At 62.0% G+C, this 16,632-nt stretch carries 9 protein-coding genes and 1 pseudogene; 4 read left to right on the forward strand and 6 right to left on the reverse strand.

Features of this window, described 5'->3' with window-relative positions; genetic code table 11:
* Positions 1-134 precede the first annotated feature (134 nt).
* The 5 genes and pseudogenes from ACZ5B4_RS12670 to ACZ5B4_RS12690 all read right to left on the reverse strand — a co-directional run bounded on the left by ACZ5B4_RS12670 (position 135) and on the right by ACZ5B4_RS12690 (position 9,021).
* Complete coding sequence (locus tag ACZ5B4_RS12670; RefSeq protein ID WP_464911599.1) at positions 135-1,622, reverse strand: alkaline phosphatase D family protein; 1,488 nt, start codon at positions 1,620-1,622, stop codon at positions 135-137.
* A gap of 454 nt (positions 1,623-2,076) precedes the next feature.
* Complete coding sequence (locus tag ACZ5B4_RS12675) at positions 2,077-2,376, reverse strand: putative collagen-binding domain-containing protein (protein WP_464914022.1); 300 nt, start codon at positions 2,374-2,376, stop codon at positions 2,077-2,079.
* A 24-nt stretch (positions 2,377-2,400) separates the two neighbouring features.
* Positions 2,401-4,455, reverse strand: a pseudogene (locus ACZ5B4_RS12680) (glycoside hydrolase family 140 protein); the annotation flags it as partial.
* Positions 4,456-4,517: 62 nt separating this feature from the next.
* On the reverse strand, positions 4,518-6,983 hold the full coding sequence (locus tag ACZ5B4_RS12685) for a DUF5060 domain-containing protein (RefSeq protein WP_464911600.1): 2,466 nt from the start codon (positions 6,981-6,983) through the stop codon (positions 4,518-4,520).
* 148 nt (positions 6,984-7,131) lie between these two features.
* On the reverse strand, positions 7,132-9,021 hold the full coding sequence (locus ACZ5B4_RS12690; protein ID WP_464911601.1) for a sulfatase: 1,890 nt from the start codon (positions 9,019-9,021) through the stop codon (positions 7,132-7,134).
* A 362-nt stretch (positions 9,022-9,383) separates the two neighbouring features.
* Between ACZ5B4_RS12690 and ACZ5B4_RS12695 the strand changes: the two genes are divergently transcribed.
* The gene (locus ACZ5B4_RS12695; protein WP_464911602.1) at positions 9,384-10,811 is read left to right on the forward strand and encodes a DUF4832 domain-containing protein; all 1,428 of its coding nucleotides are present in this window, start codon (positions 9,384-9,386) and stop codon (positions 10,809-10,811) included.
* Positions 10,812-10,899: 88 nt separating this feature from the next.
* Positions 10,900-12,315, forward strand: coding sequence for a hypothetical protein (locus ACZ5B4_RS12700; protein ID WP_464911603.1), 1,416 nt, complete (start codon positions 10,900-10,902; stop codon positions 12,313-12,315).
* Between the two features lie 69 nt (positions 12,316-12,384).
* On the opposite strand, the gene floA is transcribed toward ACZ5B4_RS12700, so the two are convergent.
* Complete coding sequence (floA, locus tag ACZ5B4_RS12705) at positions 12,385-13,374, reverse strand: flotillin-like protein FloA (protein ID WP_464911604.1); 990 nt, start codon at positions 13,372-13,374, stop codon at positions 12,385-12,387.
* Between the two features lie 269 nt (positions 13,375-13,643).
* Here floA and ACZ5B4_RS12710 point away from each other — a divergent pair, with 269 nt between their 5' ends.
* Entirely contained in the window at positions 13,644-15,152 is a 1,509-nt protein-coding gene (locus tag ACZ5B4_RS12710; RefSeq protein ID WP_464911605.1) for a Gfo/Idh/MocA family protein, read from the forward strand.
* Positions 15,153-15,466: 314 nt separating this feature from the next.
* The gene (locus tag ACZ5B4_RS12715; protein WP_464911606.1) at positions 15,467-16,597 is read left to right on the forward strand and encodes a hypothetical protein; all 1,131 of its coding nucleotides are present in this window, start codon (positions 15,467-15,469) and stop codon (positions 16,595-16,597) included.
* Positions 16,598-16,632 lie beyond the last annotated feature (35 nt).

The raw sequence follows: 16,632 nt of genomic DNA on the forward strand, positions 1-16,632 counted from the left end.
GCCTCTTCCAGCGAAAAGGAACGACGATTGTCGGCGGCGGGCGGCCGGCTCCCTCCCGGCCCCTTCGCAAGAACCGTCCCGCCGCGGAGGTCGTCTCGCCGAATTACCCACCGGTTTCGGCACGGCGCGCACCATCAACGGCCGGGCGGCGTGAGTCGGCTCCGGGGTAACGTTATCTCGTAAATGATCCCCCCGGTTTCCCTCATCAGCCGGAACGTGACTTCCGGATCGTCCTTGGTGAGATCAAACTCGAACTCACTGAAGGCGTATTCGCCGGCGGTGCCGTAAAGTTGCGTCGTCCAATCGGCCTGGTGGACGGGCGGCCCGCTGCGACCGCCCAGGCTCGCCCCCTCGAATTCGTAAAACGCATAGCCGCTCGGTCGCGGGATACGAAACCCGCGGGCACCGTGTCGATCGCCGGAGATCAGCAGGACGCCGCCGATCCGCTGTTCCTCGATCAAGCGGAAGATTTCCTCGCGACCTTGGGGGTCGAACACGCCCCAGGAGTCCTTGCCGCCGGAGACGTAGTCGCTCCACATCGTGCCGCAAGAGAGGATGATAAACGGCCCCTTGGCCGCCGCCAGTTGCTCCTTGAGCCAGGCCATTTGTTCGCCGCCCAGGAAATCGCCCTTTTGTCGGAAGAAGCGGTTGTCCGTCATGATGATATCGCAAGGGCCGATCCGCGTGCTGAGGAACACGCCTCCCCGGCCGGGTCCCAAACCGTACGCCGGATTGTTCCAACACTGACGAAAGACCTCCCACACGCCGAGACGATCCTCTTCCAAAAACCCCTTCGGGAGGCCCCATTTGTCGTTGTTGAAGTAATCGTGATCGTCCCAGGTCACGTAAACGGGGATTTCCGCCGTCAGTTGTTGCCAGGCCGGCGTCAAATCCCGCACGAGATAATCCAGGCGGTGCAACCCGAGGTGGTTATCCCGATCTTGGGCCGCGGTATCGCCGATCAGGAGAAGCGCGGCCGGGTGACGCTCGCGAATCCGGAGGCTGAGCTGCGGGTTACCCAGCCCCCAACGATGCATGCAACTGCCGAAAGCGATCCGCAGCTTTTCGGGGTTCGCCGGAATTGTGCGAATCACGGCGTTTAGCGGGATTGCGACGGCCTGCCCGTTGACAAGCACGCGATACGGAAAGACGCCGCCGGGCGGCAAGCCGGTCACCGGGACGACCACGGTGAAATCGCTCTCCGCGGTGGATGCCGCCGGTCCGAACCGCCGCACTTCCCCCGAAACGAAGACCTCAACGCCGACTTCGGCCGGTCCCAAGGTCCGCATCCAAATGGAGACGCCGTCGGAAGACGCGCAACCAAGCAGGGGGCCGCCGAGGTGCGTGAGACCTGCCGTCCGGCAAGCGCGCTGAAAATCGGCCTGATCGAAAAGCTCGGCCACAGTCGCATCGGGACGTGCCGAGAGATAGGCATGGGCCACCCGGATGACCTCTTGCTTTTCCGGCGGCTGTTCCCCCCAAAGATTGAAGATTTCCAAACTGGTTGCGAGATCGCCGCGGCCCAGCCGTTGGTGCTCCGGTTTCTCTTGCCCTTCGGTCCGGGCGCCGATGACGCATAGCAAGACTGCCACCGCCGCCGCGCAGGCCCGGCAAGTTTGCATCCTGGGAAGAACCGCTCCGACGTGCCACCCGAGAAGGCGTCCCCGGAAAGGCACCAAGGAAGACACAGCATGCGCGTCATAATCGGCCAAGTGATTTCTCCCTGTGTAAGTTGCTTGGCATCGAGGCGGCGGATGAAAGGAATCTCATCGCAAGCGGCGCGTATCCTTAGGATAGGCTCGTGGATGGGAGCTAGGGTTTCATGATATCACCTTCGACGCCGGCTGCGAGCCTAGCGAAAGTAAATTGCAAGCCGCGAACCGGAGACGGGCGGTGCGATGGTAGAAAGTCACCGCGCGCACGCTTGGCGATAGACGGTCCAGCCTTGTGATACGCGGAGGATGGATCGCGCTCAAACCCGCTCTGCCGCCGAATCATCTTTTTCACTCCCTACGCAAGATAAGCCCGGGGGCCGCCTCAAGCGGATGGTGCAGGGGTTCCTTAAGCGACCCGCCGCTACGGCAGGGGGTAGTCGCGTTTCACATCATCCAGGATCAAGACCCAGTCATTGCCTTCGCCCGGTTCACCGGGCGGATCGAATGACCGGCGACCTTTCGCTGCAAACCGGCCTATGTCGTTCGCCTTCCCTGTGCGGGGATCGAACCAAGCCGCCCGGACTTCGGCGAAACCCAACTTGTCGAGGGCGATCTCCAGCGTTCGCCCGGTCGGGGTATAAGCCATTGCGTAACCTTCCCCGAGCAGGGCCAAACACATCTCCCAGGGTTTGGTCTGTTCAAAGGCCAAGAGAGAAAGCACGGGCCGCTGCGTGAGGAATGGTCGCGACTCGATCAAGCGCCGCAAATAACCCATCTGCTTGGCGCTCGGCGCGTCGAGGGCCTCGTACCAGTATTCGCGCGGATTGGCGATTCCTGGATATTTCGGCGAGTGCATTTGCCAAATGCTGTGGTGCCCGTAGGTGTGACCGGCAGCCCCGGCGAAGACCGCCCAATAAGCGGCGCGACGGGCGTCATCGTCGGTTGCTATCGTCGGCGGGCGACCATGGCGGAAGCCCGGGTAGCTTGTTTCCAAGTCGATCACCGGCAACGTCGGTCTCATCGTGTAGGCGTGCTCGACCATCATCCAATTCATGGCCCACCGTCCATGTCCGGACTGAAGCCCGTGGAAGTCGAGCCACGGCTCTTTATTGAGGAACCACGCGGTGCTGCCCGGTCCGCTGGTGTGATACGTCATCAGCACCTGTGAATAGTCTTCCTCGCCGCTCGCGCCGATGGCGATTCCACGGGCCATAGCCCTTCAGATCGCCTTGGCTTCATCCGTGGGAGAGGCTTTGTCGCCACCCAAGACCCAAATGATGTTGTTGTGATTGCGGAATCGATGGCCGATGAACCGGCCGTAGGATTCCGCGTTTTCCGTGGTGAAGAACCCATCGACGATGCCGTCCTGCCAATTGGAAATAACCCATTTCCCCCACGTGGGCAGCAGAGCCACGTACAGGTTGTGTTCCTCCGCCAGCCGCAGCACGCGCTCGACGTCATCCCAATAATCGTTGTCGGGTCCTGGTTCGACAATCGGCCTGTCGGGTCGTCTCGGCTCGATGGGAAAATGTCCGAAGGCGTTGGGCTTGTCGCTCCGCAATTCCACGAGCACAACCGTTTGGATCACCGTAAAACCCTTGTCCCGGCGGTCGGCGAAATAACGTCGCACTTCCGCCTCATCCAAGTCGTGGATCAGTTGCCAAGCAGTATCTGCCAACCAAAAGAAGGGCTCGCCGCCGGCCGTCACCAGAAATCGACCGTTGTCGGCCACACGCAATCGCGGCAACCCCGCTTCGCGAGAAAACGAAACTCTCGATACGGCGACGTCCGGCGACACGATTAGGGACGCCGAGCCGCGACCGTTTGCCAAGGAATCTCGCAGGGCATGCATCGCTCGCCAAAACTCCGCTGTCGCAATCCGCTGGTCGGCATCGACGGCTTCGATGACAGGCCCCGCCTCGTCGGGCACCAATTTGGCATCGCCATTCGGAAGCACGCCGTCCGGACGCCATCGTCGCACCTCGGTGATGAAGTCGGGCCGCAGGAGCGCAATCGCGGCCTGGCCGTCATAATCGTGCTCATCCGGCCCCGGATTGCCGGGGTGCCGCTTCTCGAACATCCAACGGAAAAACGGGATATCTTGGGGAAGTTCGGCCTGGATTCGAGCCTTGGGGACCTCGGCCGCCTGAAGGAATACGCGGCCCCGTTGCCTCGGATTCCCGAACGGGACCGCTACAACGCGGAACTTCGAGACCACGATCGTCCAGGCCCAGGAGTCCAAGCTCGCGTTGTAATCGCGCCCCGGAACACCGAACAACCCGGCAACCACTACCCGCGACGCAATGTCGGGGTCTTGCAACCACGCATCGGCAACCACGGTGAGCTGCCCACCGGTGAGGAAGACCAGCGGTCGATCGGGCGTGGCCTTTCGCGCCTCGGCAACCAACGCCCGGGCGGCCGCCAGATTCAGCGGCTCCGTGTCCTCCGGTCGATTTGAGGCCGGCCGCGTGAGCTTCAAACCCGTGCCTGGAACCGGCGATGGTACACGTCTTAATCCACTTTGGCGGGCTTTCTCGACGATCTCCGCTCGCCCTCGCACGAACAACTCGTATTCTCGCCGGTTCGGTGCGTAGGTCGTCGTCAAACCCACCAGCCTGATTTCACCCAGGTGCGCCAACGCCATCAAGTATTCCTCGGTGTACACGTCACGATGGTCATCGTTATCGTGGAACACCGGGCAATTACGATCGAACGGCAGGTCCACGGCTGCTGCCGGGGCCGTCGCCGCCGAAATCGTGATCGAAACAGCGCAAAGGACTCGCAAGGCACGCGTACTCATGACGTACTCGCTAAGAATCGCAACACTCTTTCGCCTGCCTGTTTCGTCGTTGGACGGCCGACTCAGGGTTGATGCTCACGGATCATCTCCAAGGAGAGCGCCCCGCGGCCGCCGACTCGGCTACCAAAGATTTGCAGCCCGCGGATCTCGCCGCGGAACTGCCGATCCATGCCGTACCCGTGCATGGTCTTGTTGAAGTTGCCGATCGCCAGGGGACCGATGTCGGTGTCAACCGGTCCCACGTTATACGAGTTCGTGCGGTCGGGGACGATCGCTACCCGGCCGGGCGCCTCGCGCGGCTCGCTGAAATACCACCGTACATTATCGCGCTGCTGAGCGGCATCATACGTCACGGCGAAAAACGTCCATTTTCCCAATTGGAGCTTGCCGGGCGAACTGTCGTTTTGGACGCGGTCCGGCCATTGGTTCACGGCCAAGCGGAGACGTCCATCGGCGTGGCAGACCAGGTCGATCCCCGAATGGTTCTCTTGCAGACAGAAAACAATCCGATTGCCGCCGCTGCCCGCTTGCAGGTTATCGGGCTTGAGCCAGCCGAGAATCGTAAACGACCGCAAGCCGCGGAGCCCATCGACAACGCTCTCTCCCGCCTCAACCCAGCCCCAGGGAGGACCGGCGGGAAGGACGAGCGCCCCGACGGCCCCACGTTTTGCCGAACCCTGGAACTTCAGCGTCGGCACTTCTCCGCTTGCAAAACCCGCACGAACGATGGGGACATGGGGATCATGATCGACCAGGATTTCCTGGAACGCCGTCGCCGTTTGTCCCTCCGCCGTGGTCACGCTAAGGGCGACGGAATACACGCCCGGCGATTGAAAGACGTGGCGCAGCCGCGGCCCCTCGCCGGTCGTCCCGTCGCCGAAATCCCAAAGCAGTTTGCCGGCATTCGGAGAACGGAACTCCACTTCCAACGGTGCCAGGCCTTCCGTCGCGGAGGCCTCCATCTGCACTTGGGGACGCAGGGGCTCGCCGGGTTGATAGGCCTCCAAGCGAAACGCCACGTCAGCACGCGGCGGAACCACTGTGAATTCCCCCGGCTCGGCCGTGCCCAAGGCCGTCACGGTCATCTCCCAGGGGTCGATGAGATCGATCTTGTAACGATGTCCCTCCGCCAGGTTGACCGTTTGTTTTCGTTGATCAACACAATAGATCAAGTAGAACTCGCCCGGCTTGGCCAGCAAGAAGCGGCCCTTATCATCCCCCATGGGCTCGAGTTCGTGGAAGGGGGGACACCGGGTGAGGAACTCCTTGAGCCAGGCGATGCGAGCCGGGCTTTGGCCGTGCAACACACCGCCCTTCGACCACCACAGGATATCCTGCGGGTGCTTGTAGGTTTCCCCGTGGCCCACATAGCAACCGCTCAGTGTTCCCAACCAAAACCGCTGGGTCATTTCCCGTGCGGTAAGGTTTCCCCATCCCTGCGGAATATCACCCTCGTACCGGCATTCGTCGTAGATGACAGGTTTTTGGTACTGATTCCGAAACCGCACGCCGCCGTTCATGTCGGAACTTTGCAGGCTGGCGTGCGTCACCCAAGGCATGGTGTGATCGTACCATTTCCGGCCATTATGGATGCCCCGAAATCGCCGGTGCGGGTCCTCGTTCTGGAGAATTTGGAAAAAGCGATCCCAGTCTTCCCATTGCTTGTTGCCGCGATGCCCCGCAGGCCGGTCGGTCATGAAATCGTATTCGTTCGCCAGCGACCACCAGACGTCGCGATACGCCGAGAGCCTCGCAATGCAATAGCGTAGATAGCGGTCGTCCTCTTCATCGCTCATATCGGCGAAACCCCACCGATCGTACGGATGCCACAGAATCAAGTCCGCTTGGATACCCAATTGTTGCAGGTCGAGGATGCGCCGCTCCAGGTGCCGCCAGAATGCAGGGTCGGGCCGAGAAAAGTCGAACGAACCGTCGGCCTTTCTAACGAACGCGAATAGCTCCGGCTCGTTCTGGTTGTAGGCATAAGACTTGGGAAAGATACAAAAACGGATCTTATTGAACGGGGACGATGCGAGCGTCTTTAGAGTTTGCTGTTGAAGCTCCTCCGGCTGATGGATCCAGGCGTAACAAGTCGTGCCGAACTGGTGATACGGTGTGCCGTCGGCATAACGGAAGTAAAAGGTATGGAATATCTCCACCGGGCCGCGGTTACCCTCTGACGGCGGCGCAGCGGTGATGGTGCCGGTGTGACCGTCGAGTTCCGGCCGGTTACTAGAAGTCCGATATTGCCATTGGCCCGGCGTGGGCGGCGAGAAACGGACCTTATAGACGTCGCCGCCATCCCAAAACCCGGGGACCGTGATTGCCCGATCACCCTGGGTGAACGTCGCCCTGAGCTGGATGTCAAGGTACGGGTTCCCTTGGCTCGGACCGCCGAAGGTCAACTCGGCGACACCCCATTGTTCGATCTCCGCCGCCGATACCGAGGCCGCCGCGAAGCAGGCGAGTACAATTCCGGACCAAATGCTTATCGCACGCATCACACAAGCTCCACTGCGACTAACCATCGATACGTTTCCCTGGATGCTACCATGGGGCCGACTACAACATTCCTTCTCCAAGAACACTTCTATTTAGAAACCCATGTACAACCGGCGAGCTTCGGAATGATGAGTTTCCCGAGTTACCTTCGCCCGTAGATTCCGGCTCCTCTCTTTAGAAGTCGAACCGGCGTTTGCCCGACGGTGTCTGCAACTCGATCCAATCGATTTCCGCGGCGGCGGTCCCTGTGGGGAGGTAAATTCGCAGGATGCCGACGGGCTGTTCCCAGGGAACGTGGACGGTAACCGTTGTCATCTCCGCTCCCGTGACGGTGTAGGGGACGGATTGGGCGGCGCCCTGTGCCGCTCCGGGTGGGATCCACTCAATTTTTCCCTCGCCGGCCTGGGCGACTTGGATGCGAAACGTCACCTGGACCGGTCCGTTCTGCCTGCCGACACCGAATCCCAAAAAAGGGGCGGCGTTTTGGGCTTGCAACCTGAGCAGGCCCGCGGCGATCGTCGCTGTGCATCCGCGGTTTTTCCAACCCATGAGCGGATCGGCAGGCTGCGGCCCGCGATAGTCGGGATTGACCTGCGGGATGACCGCCTCGGTATCCTTGAGAAACTCTTCCAAGCTCTTGGCAAGCCTGCCGACAATATCGGGATGCTCCGTCGCCAGATTGCGGGTTTCACCGATGTCATCACGAAGATTGTAAAGTTCAAAGCGGTCGGTGCCGTCGGGATTTGCAGCAAAGAAACGGATCAACTTCCAGTCACCGTCGCGTACATAAGCCGATGGAAGAAAGCCCGGTATTTGCTGGGCCTGGTTCTCTCCGCCGTGGGGAAAATGGCAAAAGACCTGCGTGCGGACGGGGCCTTTGCCAAGAATGGCCGGTGCCTGGGAAACACCGTCCACTCGATGCCCCGGCGCGGGAAGGCCGCACATCTCCAAAATGGTCGGGAAGAAATCCACACTGGAAAGGAGGGCGTCCGTCACCGAGCCGGCCTGGGTGTGTCCCGGCCAAACGACGATCAACGGCTCCCGCGTGCCGCCTTCGTAGATCGAGGCCTTGCCGCTTCTCAGCGGGGCGTTGCTTGTTGCCGGAATCTGGGCGTAACCGGCCGGTTGCGTTTCGTTCTTAGGAGGATAGGCAAACCCGCCGTTGTCGGAGAAGAAGATGATAATCGTTCGCTCGGCCAGCCCGGCCTTGTCGATGGCATCGACGATGCGGCCGACCGCGTCATCCAAGCTCTTCACCATGGCCGCGTAAACGGGGTTTCGCTGAGGCGCATCTTCCTTGGCCTTGGCTTTGAAATACTCCACCAACTCGGGTTTGGCCGACCATGGACTATGAACGGAATAACACCAGTAATGGAGATAAAACGGTTTATCTTTATTGGCCTCGATGAATCGCGCAGCCTCTTGAGACATGCGATCCTCGATGTGCTCTCCCGGTCGGCCTTGAACGACGCCGTCCTTGATAAAGTTCCACGGGGCCAGGTAACCGCCTCCCGGACCTGGGGCTGCCGGGGTATGGGGAAAGTCGAACAGGAAGCCTTGGTCCTTGGGTTCGTAAGGACCGCTATGTCCAAGATGCCACTTTCCAAAATGGGCCGTCACGTATCCATGGTCACGGAAGACCTCGGCCAAGGTGACGTATTCGGGTTTTAGCCGGGTCAGGCTATCGGCTGTGCGCACGCGGACATTCGGTTGGGGCGGCATCAGGCCCTTTTCCAGTACGGCTTGGGGAAGATGGCACGCCGGTGCCGTAATGCCGATCCGCGCGGGGTAGAGGCCGGTCAGGATGCTGGATCGCGTGGGCGAGCAAAGCGGATTGGCGGCGTAGGCCTGCGTGAATCGCAATCCCCGTTGGGCCAGACGATCGAGATGGGGCGTCTCGTGATAGACGCTCCCATAAACCCCCAGGTCGCGCCATCCCAGATCATCCGCCAGAATAAAAACCACGTTGGGTGGGCCGGCGACGCGGTCTTCGCAAACTCCCCAGGGTCCTCGGCATACCGATAGGCCGGCAACGAGGACAACGCAAAGCAGGTTCCACTTCATGATGATGTGCCTCCCCAAGGGTCCCGGCGTCATTCCACCGAGGAATCCGCTGCGCGACCCGGCGAGCCTCAGTATAGTCCCGGCGAGCTTGGCGGCAAAGCAGCAGGATATGAAGGAGAGGTATTACCCCCAGCGCGGACGGCGGGGCCGGCGGAGGTGAATCGCATGCCGCAGCGGACGCCGCCGCCGGCCGACGAAGTCACCGATCAGGATGGTCCGGCTCGTTTAACTTCAGCTCTGGTGTGCCCCGTCGGACCCGCGGGCGGAGGCATGGATGCACGGCATCTACGACGTGCGATAGAATGGTGACGATTCGCAAGATCGGTTTTTGCACGCCTTCGGATGACCACGGGAGGATGGTAATGAAAGAATTCGGCCGGTGCCGGTTGAGTCACGGGAGAGGAATGTTTCGGGCGGGGGCCGTGTTGGTTGTGACGGCCGCGGTGATCGTTAGTCTTCCCGTTGCGCGTGCTGATACTCGCCGCGTTCTGGAATACGCACCCGCCCCGGTGGACAATCCCCTGAAGGGCCTGGTGCCATATCGAGGCGAGAAGCGGGACAGGTTTCCCCACAGCATGGAGTTCACCTACATCCCGTACTCGGCCCTGGTGAAAGGGTATGACGCTTTCGACTGGCAGCCCCTGGAGCAGATCTTGGACGACGTGGCAAGCCGGGGGCATCAAGCCGTTTTTCGCGTCTACTTGGAATACCCCGGCAGAAGCGGCATCATCCCGGAGTTTTTGATCCGCGACGGTTTGAAGGTTCATGTCTACACCAACACCAATACTCAGCCGTTTCCGCACGATCAAGTCGAAACGCCCGATTACGGGGACGCGAACCTGCGCCGTTCTTTAGTACTTTTCATCGCGGCCCTAGGCAGGAAGTACGACGGCGACCCCAGGATCGGTTTCATCACGGCCGGGTTGCTGGGCACGTGGGGCGAGTGGCACAATCACCCCAGATCCGAATTGTTCGCCGCCAAGGAAGTGCAGCAAGAGGTCATGGATGCCTATGAATCGGCATTCAAGATCACGCCGGTGCTGCTGCGCTACCCGGCAGGCGACGGCGACCCGCGCTCTGCGACGAATTGCGACCGCAGCTTCGGTTATCACGACGACTCTTTCGCCTGGGCCACGCTGGAGACGGGCAGGAAGCAAGATGCGTGGTTTTTCATGGCACGGCTTCGCGCCGCCGGACCGGCAGCCGAGGCCAAATGGAAAACGCATCCCATCGGTGGTGAGATCCGTCCCGAGGCATGGGGGCGTGTGTTTGACGAAAACCCGGGGGACGACCGGATCCAAGATTTTCGTCGATGCGTGGAGGCCGCGCACGTTACCTGGTTGATGGACAGCGGCATGTTCGGAAAGGAGCTGCGCCCGGACCGAGTGAAGCGGGCGGAAGAAGCCGTGCGGCGCATGGGTTACGAGTTTCACGCTGCGGCGGTGACGATCGAAGAGCCGCAGGGCGGCGCCTTGCGCGTAAGTCTGGAGATCGAAAACCGCGGCGTGGCCCCGTTCTACTACGAATGGAAGCCGGAATGGGGATTGTCGGCGAACGGCCGCCCCGTTCGGGTTTTTCCGTGTCGGGGTTCGCTGCGCGGGCTGCTGCCCGACGCCCCGCCGCGCATCTGGACGGATTCCTTGGACCTGGCGGGAACTCCGCCGGGTTCCTACACCCTGGCCGTCCGCGTTCCGAACCCGCTTCCGGGAGGCAAGCCGATTCGATTTGCCAACGTCGATCAAGAGATCGAGAGTGGTTGGCTGCTGCTCGGCGAGGTCCAAGTTCCATGACGCGTTTTGTAGAATGCGCCGAACGTAGCGCGGGCTGCGCTAAATCGGACGGTGGGAGTTTCCTGTTATCGGTGATCGGAAGAACGCCATGAAGATCTCGGTTAAAACGTGGCTTGGTTGCATGATTGCGGCGATTGCGGTTGTCGCGACTTCGGGCGGGCAGGCGGCGGAAAGCGTCCCGCCCGTCGCTTTGGGCACGCGATTGGAGCCCTTGGTGGACGACTTTCTCATCGACTCCATCCACGGGGACGGTACCTTGCGGCTGCATCGGCCGGAACCGCGCGAGGTGGTGCTCGTTGCCGATCGGCCGTGGGAGGGCAATACCTCGGCCTATTTTACGCTCTTTCGCGACGGGGATCGCTTTCGGATGTATTACCGTGGCAGTCATTACGACACCGAGACAAAGCGTGCCGCCCATCCTGAAGTCACTTGCTACGCCGAGAGTCGAGATGGGATTCATTGGGAAAAACCGCGCTTGGGCCTGTTCCAATTCGACGGTTCGACGGAGAACAATATCGTTTGGATGGGCCCCGGCAGCCACAATTTCACGCCGTTCAAGGACACCAATCCGGCCTGTCCGCCCGAGGCACGGTATAAGGCCCTTGCAGGGATCAAAGAATACGGCGGGGGTCTCCAGGCCCTTCAGTCGCCCGACGGCATTCATTGGTCCCGCATTCAAGATGCCCCGGTCATCACCGAGGGTGCTTTCGACTCCCAGAACTTGGCGTTCTGGGATGCTCACGCGGGCTGTTATCGCGCCTACTGGCGGATCTTCAAGGAGGGCGTTCGCGATATCCGCACGGCGACCTCGCAAGACTTCCTGTCGTGGGGACCGTGGCGGGACTTGGATTACGGCGATGCTCCCCGTGAGCACCTTTACACCAACGCCGTGCTCCCGTATTTTCGGGCGGAACACATCTTGCTTGGTTTTCCCACCCGTTTCCTGCCCGACAGCCAACAGGTGGAACCGGTTTTCATGACCAGTCGCGACGGGTTGCACTGGCGTCGCCGGCCCGAGGCCGTGATTCCCCGCACGGCGCCCCAAGACCGCGACGGCAACCGCAGCAATTACATGGCCTGGGGGTTGTTCGCGTTGCCGGGGGAGGATCGTGAGCTTTCGGTATTCGGCACGGAGGCCTACTATACCGGCCCGGCAAGCCGTCTGCGGCGTTTCGTCTATCGCACGGACGGTTTCGTCTCGTTCCATGCCGAAGTGCCGGCGGCCGAACTGCGGACCAAGACGTTGACGTTCTCGGGCAAGACGTTGACGGTCAATTTCGCGACCCACCCCGACGGCTTCCTGCGGATTGAACTGCAATCGCCTGATGGGAACCCGCTGCCGGGCTTTGCCGAGAACGACGCCGTTCCGCTGCGGGGCGACGCCTTAGCCGAACCGGTGCGGTGGCGGGACGGGCCGGACGTCTCCGCCTTGGCAGGTCGGCCGATCCGCATCCGCTTCGTCCTGCAATCCGGCGACCTGTACGCCTTCCGCTTCGCGGATTGAGGCGCACAAACGTAGAACGCGCGGCGATCAACGCGGGTTCCGGGCCGCGACGCCCTCAAATCCTCGCCGTCAATTGCGAGAGGCGAGCACTTCCAACCGGCCTTCGCGGATGGCCTTCGACATGGCCTTGGGAACCTCGGCCTCGGCCAAGACGACTTGGGCGCGATTGTAAGCCACGGCGGCCTTCATCTCTTGCGCGCGGGCCATGGCCATGGCGCGGCGCTCTTCGGCCTTGGCGCGGGCGACGCGGGTGTCGGCTTCGGCCTGGTCGGCCTGGAGCCGTGCCCCGATGTTCTGCCCCACGTCGATGTCCGCGATGTCGATCGAGACGATTTGGAAGGCCGTCGCGTGATCCAAGCCGCGATTCAGCACGGCCTTGGAGATCAGGTCCGGATTCTCCAGCACCTGGAGGTGCGTTTCCGAGGAACCGATGGACGTGATAATGCCCTCGCCCACCCGGGCGATGACGGTTTCCTCCGTGGCGCCGCCGATCAACGTCTCCATTTTGGTGCGAACCGTGACCCGGGCACGCACCTTCAGTTCCACGCCGTTCTTGGCGATGGCGCTGAGCATGGTGCGTCCGGAGCGGGGATCCGGGCAGTCGATGACCTTGGGATAGACGCTGGTACGGACGGCGTCCAAGACGTCGCGCCCGGCCAAATCGATGGCCGCCGCTTGGTCGAAGGTCAAGGGAAGCTGGGCGCGCTGAGCCGCGATCAAGGCCATGATCACGTTCATCACGTTCCCGCCCGCCAGATAATGGGCCTCCAAGCGCCGGGTCGTGATCCCGGTTTGCCGCTCCGGGCCGAGTCCCGCCTGGACCGACATGATCTTCGCCTTGACGATCAATCCGGCGTTCACCTGGCGAAGACTCATCCCCACCAAGCTCCAGATGCTCACCCGGGCACTGGACATGAAGGCCTGGAACCAGAGCGATCCGTAGATGAGCGCCAGGATGAGCAGAATCAACAGCATGCCGATGCCGATGACGGCAAGGACCACGCCGATGAGCCAGGTGGGGATCGCTTGACCGAATAGCCCGAGTTCGTGCCACACCATAACCGTGTTCCTCGCAGGGGCGACGTTTTCATCGCCCGCCGAAGGACGCCCCTCGGCAGGGTGAAAACCCGGTTGCCCGGACAGACGGCATTATAGCAACCGCGGAAGAAACAGGCTACAAGCACGAGCGACGAGGGAGCCGAGTAAGCTGGAGAAGTCTCGCCGATGCGGCCATAATGGGAGCGGTCGCAGCCGACGAGGATGTCGCCGCCGGCGTCGTTGGTCGGTTCGCGAGCCTGTTCCCATCGGGTAAAAGGGAGGAAAAAAAGATGTCTTCCGGCTCTCTGCCTCGGCGTACGTTTGTGGCAAGTTCCTTGCTGGGTGCCGCGACGCTGGTCCCGCGCCATGTTTTGGGCGGGGCGGGAGAGGTTCCGCCTAGCGAGAAAATCCGCCTGGCACACATCGGCATGGGCACGCAGGGCTTTCGCGAGCTGAAGGCCCTACTGGATCATCCCGCCCTCGAAATCACGGCGGTTTGCGACCCCAATACGGATAGCAACGACTACCTGGAATGGGGCGCGGGTGAGATCCGCGGTCTCATCGGGCGATTGGTCGGGGATCCCAATTGGCGAACGACGGACGGCTGCCCCGGCGGTCGCGAGGTCGGCCGATTCGTCGTGGAAACCTATTACTCCAAGCAGCGGGGCCGAACCTTCCGCGGCTGTCGCGCGTACGCCGACTTTCGCGAGCTGCTGGAGAAGGAGATCGACCTGGACGCCGTCAAGGTCATGACGCCGGATCACTTGCATGCCGCCGTCTCCATCGCCGCCATGAACCGCGGCAAGCATGTTTTGATGCATAAGCCGCTGGCCAACCGCATGACCGAGACGCGGAAGGTCTTGGCGACGGCGGCCGCCGCCGGCAAGGCCACGCATCTGTTGGCGTACGGGGCGGGTCTGGGTAATGCGCGGATCGCCGCCGCGGTGAAGCAAGGCGTGATCGGCCGGCTCCGCGAAATCCACAACTGGTCCAATCGCCCGGTTTGGCCGCAATACGCCGAGATTCCGCGGGACCGCCCGCCCGTGCCGCCGGGCTTCCAATGGGATCTCTGGCTCGGCCCGGCCGTCGATCGCCCCTATCACCCGTGGTACACCCATACCGTGTTTCGCGGCTGGTACGATTTCGGCGGCGGTTCGATGGCCGACATGGGCATCTACAGCCTGTGGCCGGTGTTCGAGCAATTGGGTTTGGGCCCCGCCGTGGTTGCGGATGGCTGGGGCACCCACCTCTGCACGACGGAGAAGACCGTCAGCCGCGTCATTCACAACGACTATTCGTATCCCGCCGGTTGTACGTTCCGCTTCCGCTTCGAGCCGGGTTCCGCGGGCGACGGCCTGGAATTGTGGTGGTACGACGGCGGCATGAAGCCCCGTCTGCCCGACGCCTTGGACGCCGCCGGCGTGCGACCGGCTCCTGAGGGGATCCTGTTCGTCGGGGAGAACGGCGCCGTGTTGGCGGGCTTCTCCGGGCAGAATCCGATCCTGTTTGCCGAAGGAAAGCAGACGCCGCTGGGGCAGGCGTTGGGCGAAGAATTCGCCCGGGCCGTGCCGGACCGGGGTTCGCATTTGGACCTGTGGGTAGCGGCTTGCCGCGGGGGAGAGGCCTCGCCCGGCAACTTCCTCTCCGCGTCGGCCATTTCGCAAACGGTCAATCTGGGAACGATAGCACTGCGGTCCGGTTCGCGTGTGGAGTACGACCCCGAGACGGGGCGGCTGGTGTCGCCCGAGAGCGCCCGGCACCTATTGACCCGCGAGTATCGCCCCGGCTGGGAGCTTTGACCATCCCTCCGGTCGCACAAGTCGGTGGCTTTACGCGATAGGAACTTGAGCCGGGCGGCACGGCTCGCCGGTGATCGCCGGAAAATCGGCTCCGCGGGCGGAAACGTCACTGTCGGCGAACCGGCCTTTCGGAGTCCGGCGATTCTCGCTACACTTTGCCTCGGGGAAGGGATTCCCTAGCCTGGTCGCGGCACGTCACGATCGCTAGGTCGTGTTGTGCCGGCGGATGACGCCGCGCAGCAGCCCGGCGAATTCCGTCCATCCGGCTTTGAAAGATCGAACCGACTCATTCCGATCTCGGAAGGAGGCCAAGGATGGCTCTCTCACATCGACTGTTCGCGTTTCGCTCGTTCGCCCGGCGCGGTTTGGCGGCGCCGACGGCGGGGGTTGTTTTGGGGCTTTTCGCGGGCATGGCCGCCGCAGCCCCCTGGGACAATCTCTTTACCTTCACCAAGGTCGACGCGGACCCGCAAAAAGATTACCGCCTGACGGAGAAGAACGGTCCATGGCTTATCATGGCGTGCAGCTTTTCCGGGGATCGGGCTGAGGAGCAGGCTCGAGAATTGGTCTTGGAGCTGCGGCAAAGGTACAAATTGAAGTCCTACTTGTATGAGAAGGAGTTCCGGCTGGACCGCGACAAAGGGTCGCGGAGTTCCTGGCGTTATCGGGCGGGGAATGAGATTCGCGAGATCGCCGTCTTGGTGGGCGACTTCTCGTCGGTGGACGATCCGGTCGCCCAGCAGACCTTGCAAAAGATCAAATTCAGCCGCCCGCAGTGCCTAGAAGCGCGTCCCGACGCTCCGACCTCCCGGACCTTGGCCGCCCTGCGGACCATCCAGCAATCGCTGCTCACGGACGACAACGAGAAGAAACACAAAGGCCCGATGGGACATGCGTTCTTGACGGCCAATCCGCTCTTGCCGGATGAGTATTTCCAACCCAAGGGCGTGGACAAGTTTCTTCTGGAATTGAACGACGGCTACGAATACAACCTGCTGAATTGTCCGGGCCGGTACACGGTGCAGGTGGCCCATTTTACGGGCGAGGTGGTGATCGATCAGGCGAAGATTCGGGCGATCGAGCGGGGCGAAGCCAAGTTCGAGAGCAAACTTGTGGAGGCGGCGCGCCGGGCCCACGAATTAACGCTCGCACTCCGCGCCAAGGGCTACGAGGCCTACGAATTCCACGACCGCGCCGTGAGCATCGTCACGGTCGGCAGCTTCGATTCGCTGGGCATGCCCCGGGCGGACGGAAAGACGGAACTGGACCCGCGGATCGTGGCCATCATGAAGACCTTTGCCGCCGAACCGGTGCCCGGACCGCCGGGAGTCTCTTCCGTCGGATATCAACCCAAGCGACTGGTGGATATTCCCTTCGACCTGCAACCGATGATCGTGGAGGTTCCGAAGCGGTCGGTGGGCGCGGATTACGCGGGGCGTCGTTGACGGAAGGCCGCTCGCCGCGCCGATCCGTCCTCTCC

It is taken from the genome of Thermogutta hypogea (assembly GCF_055386265.1).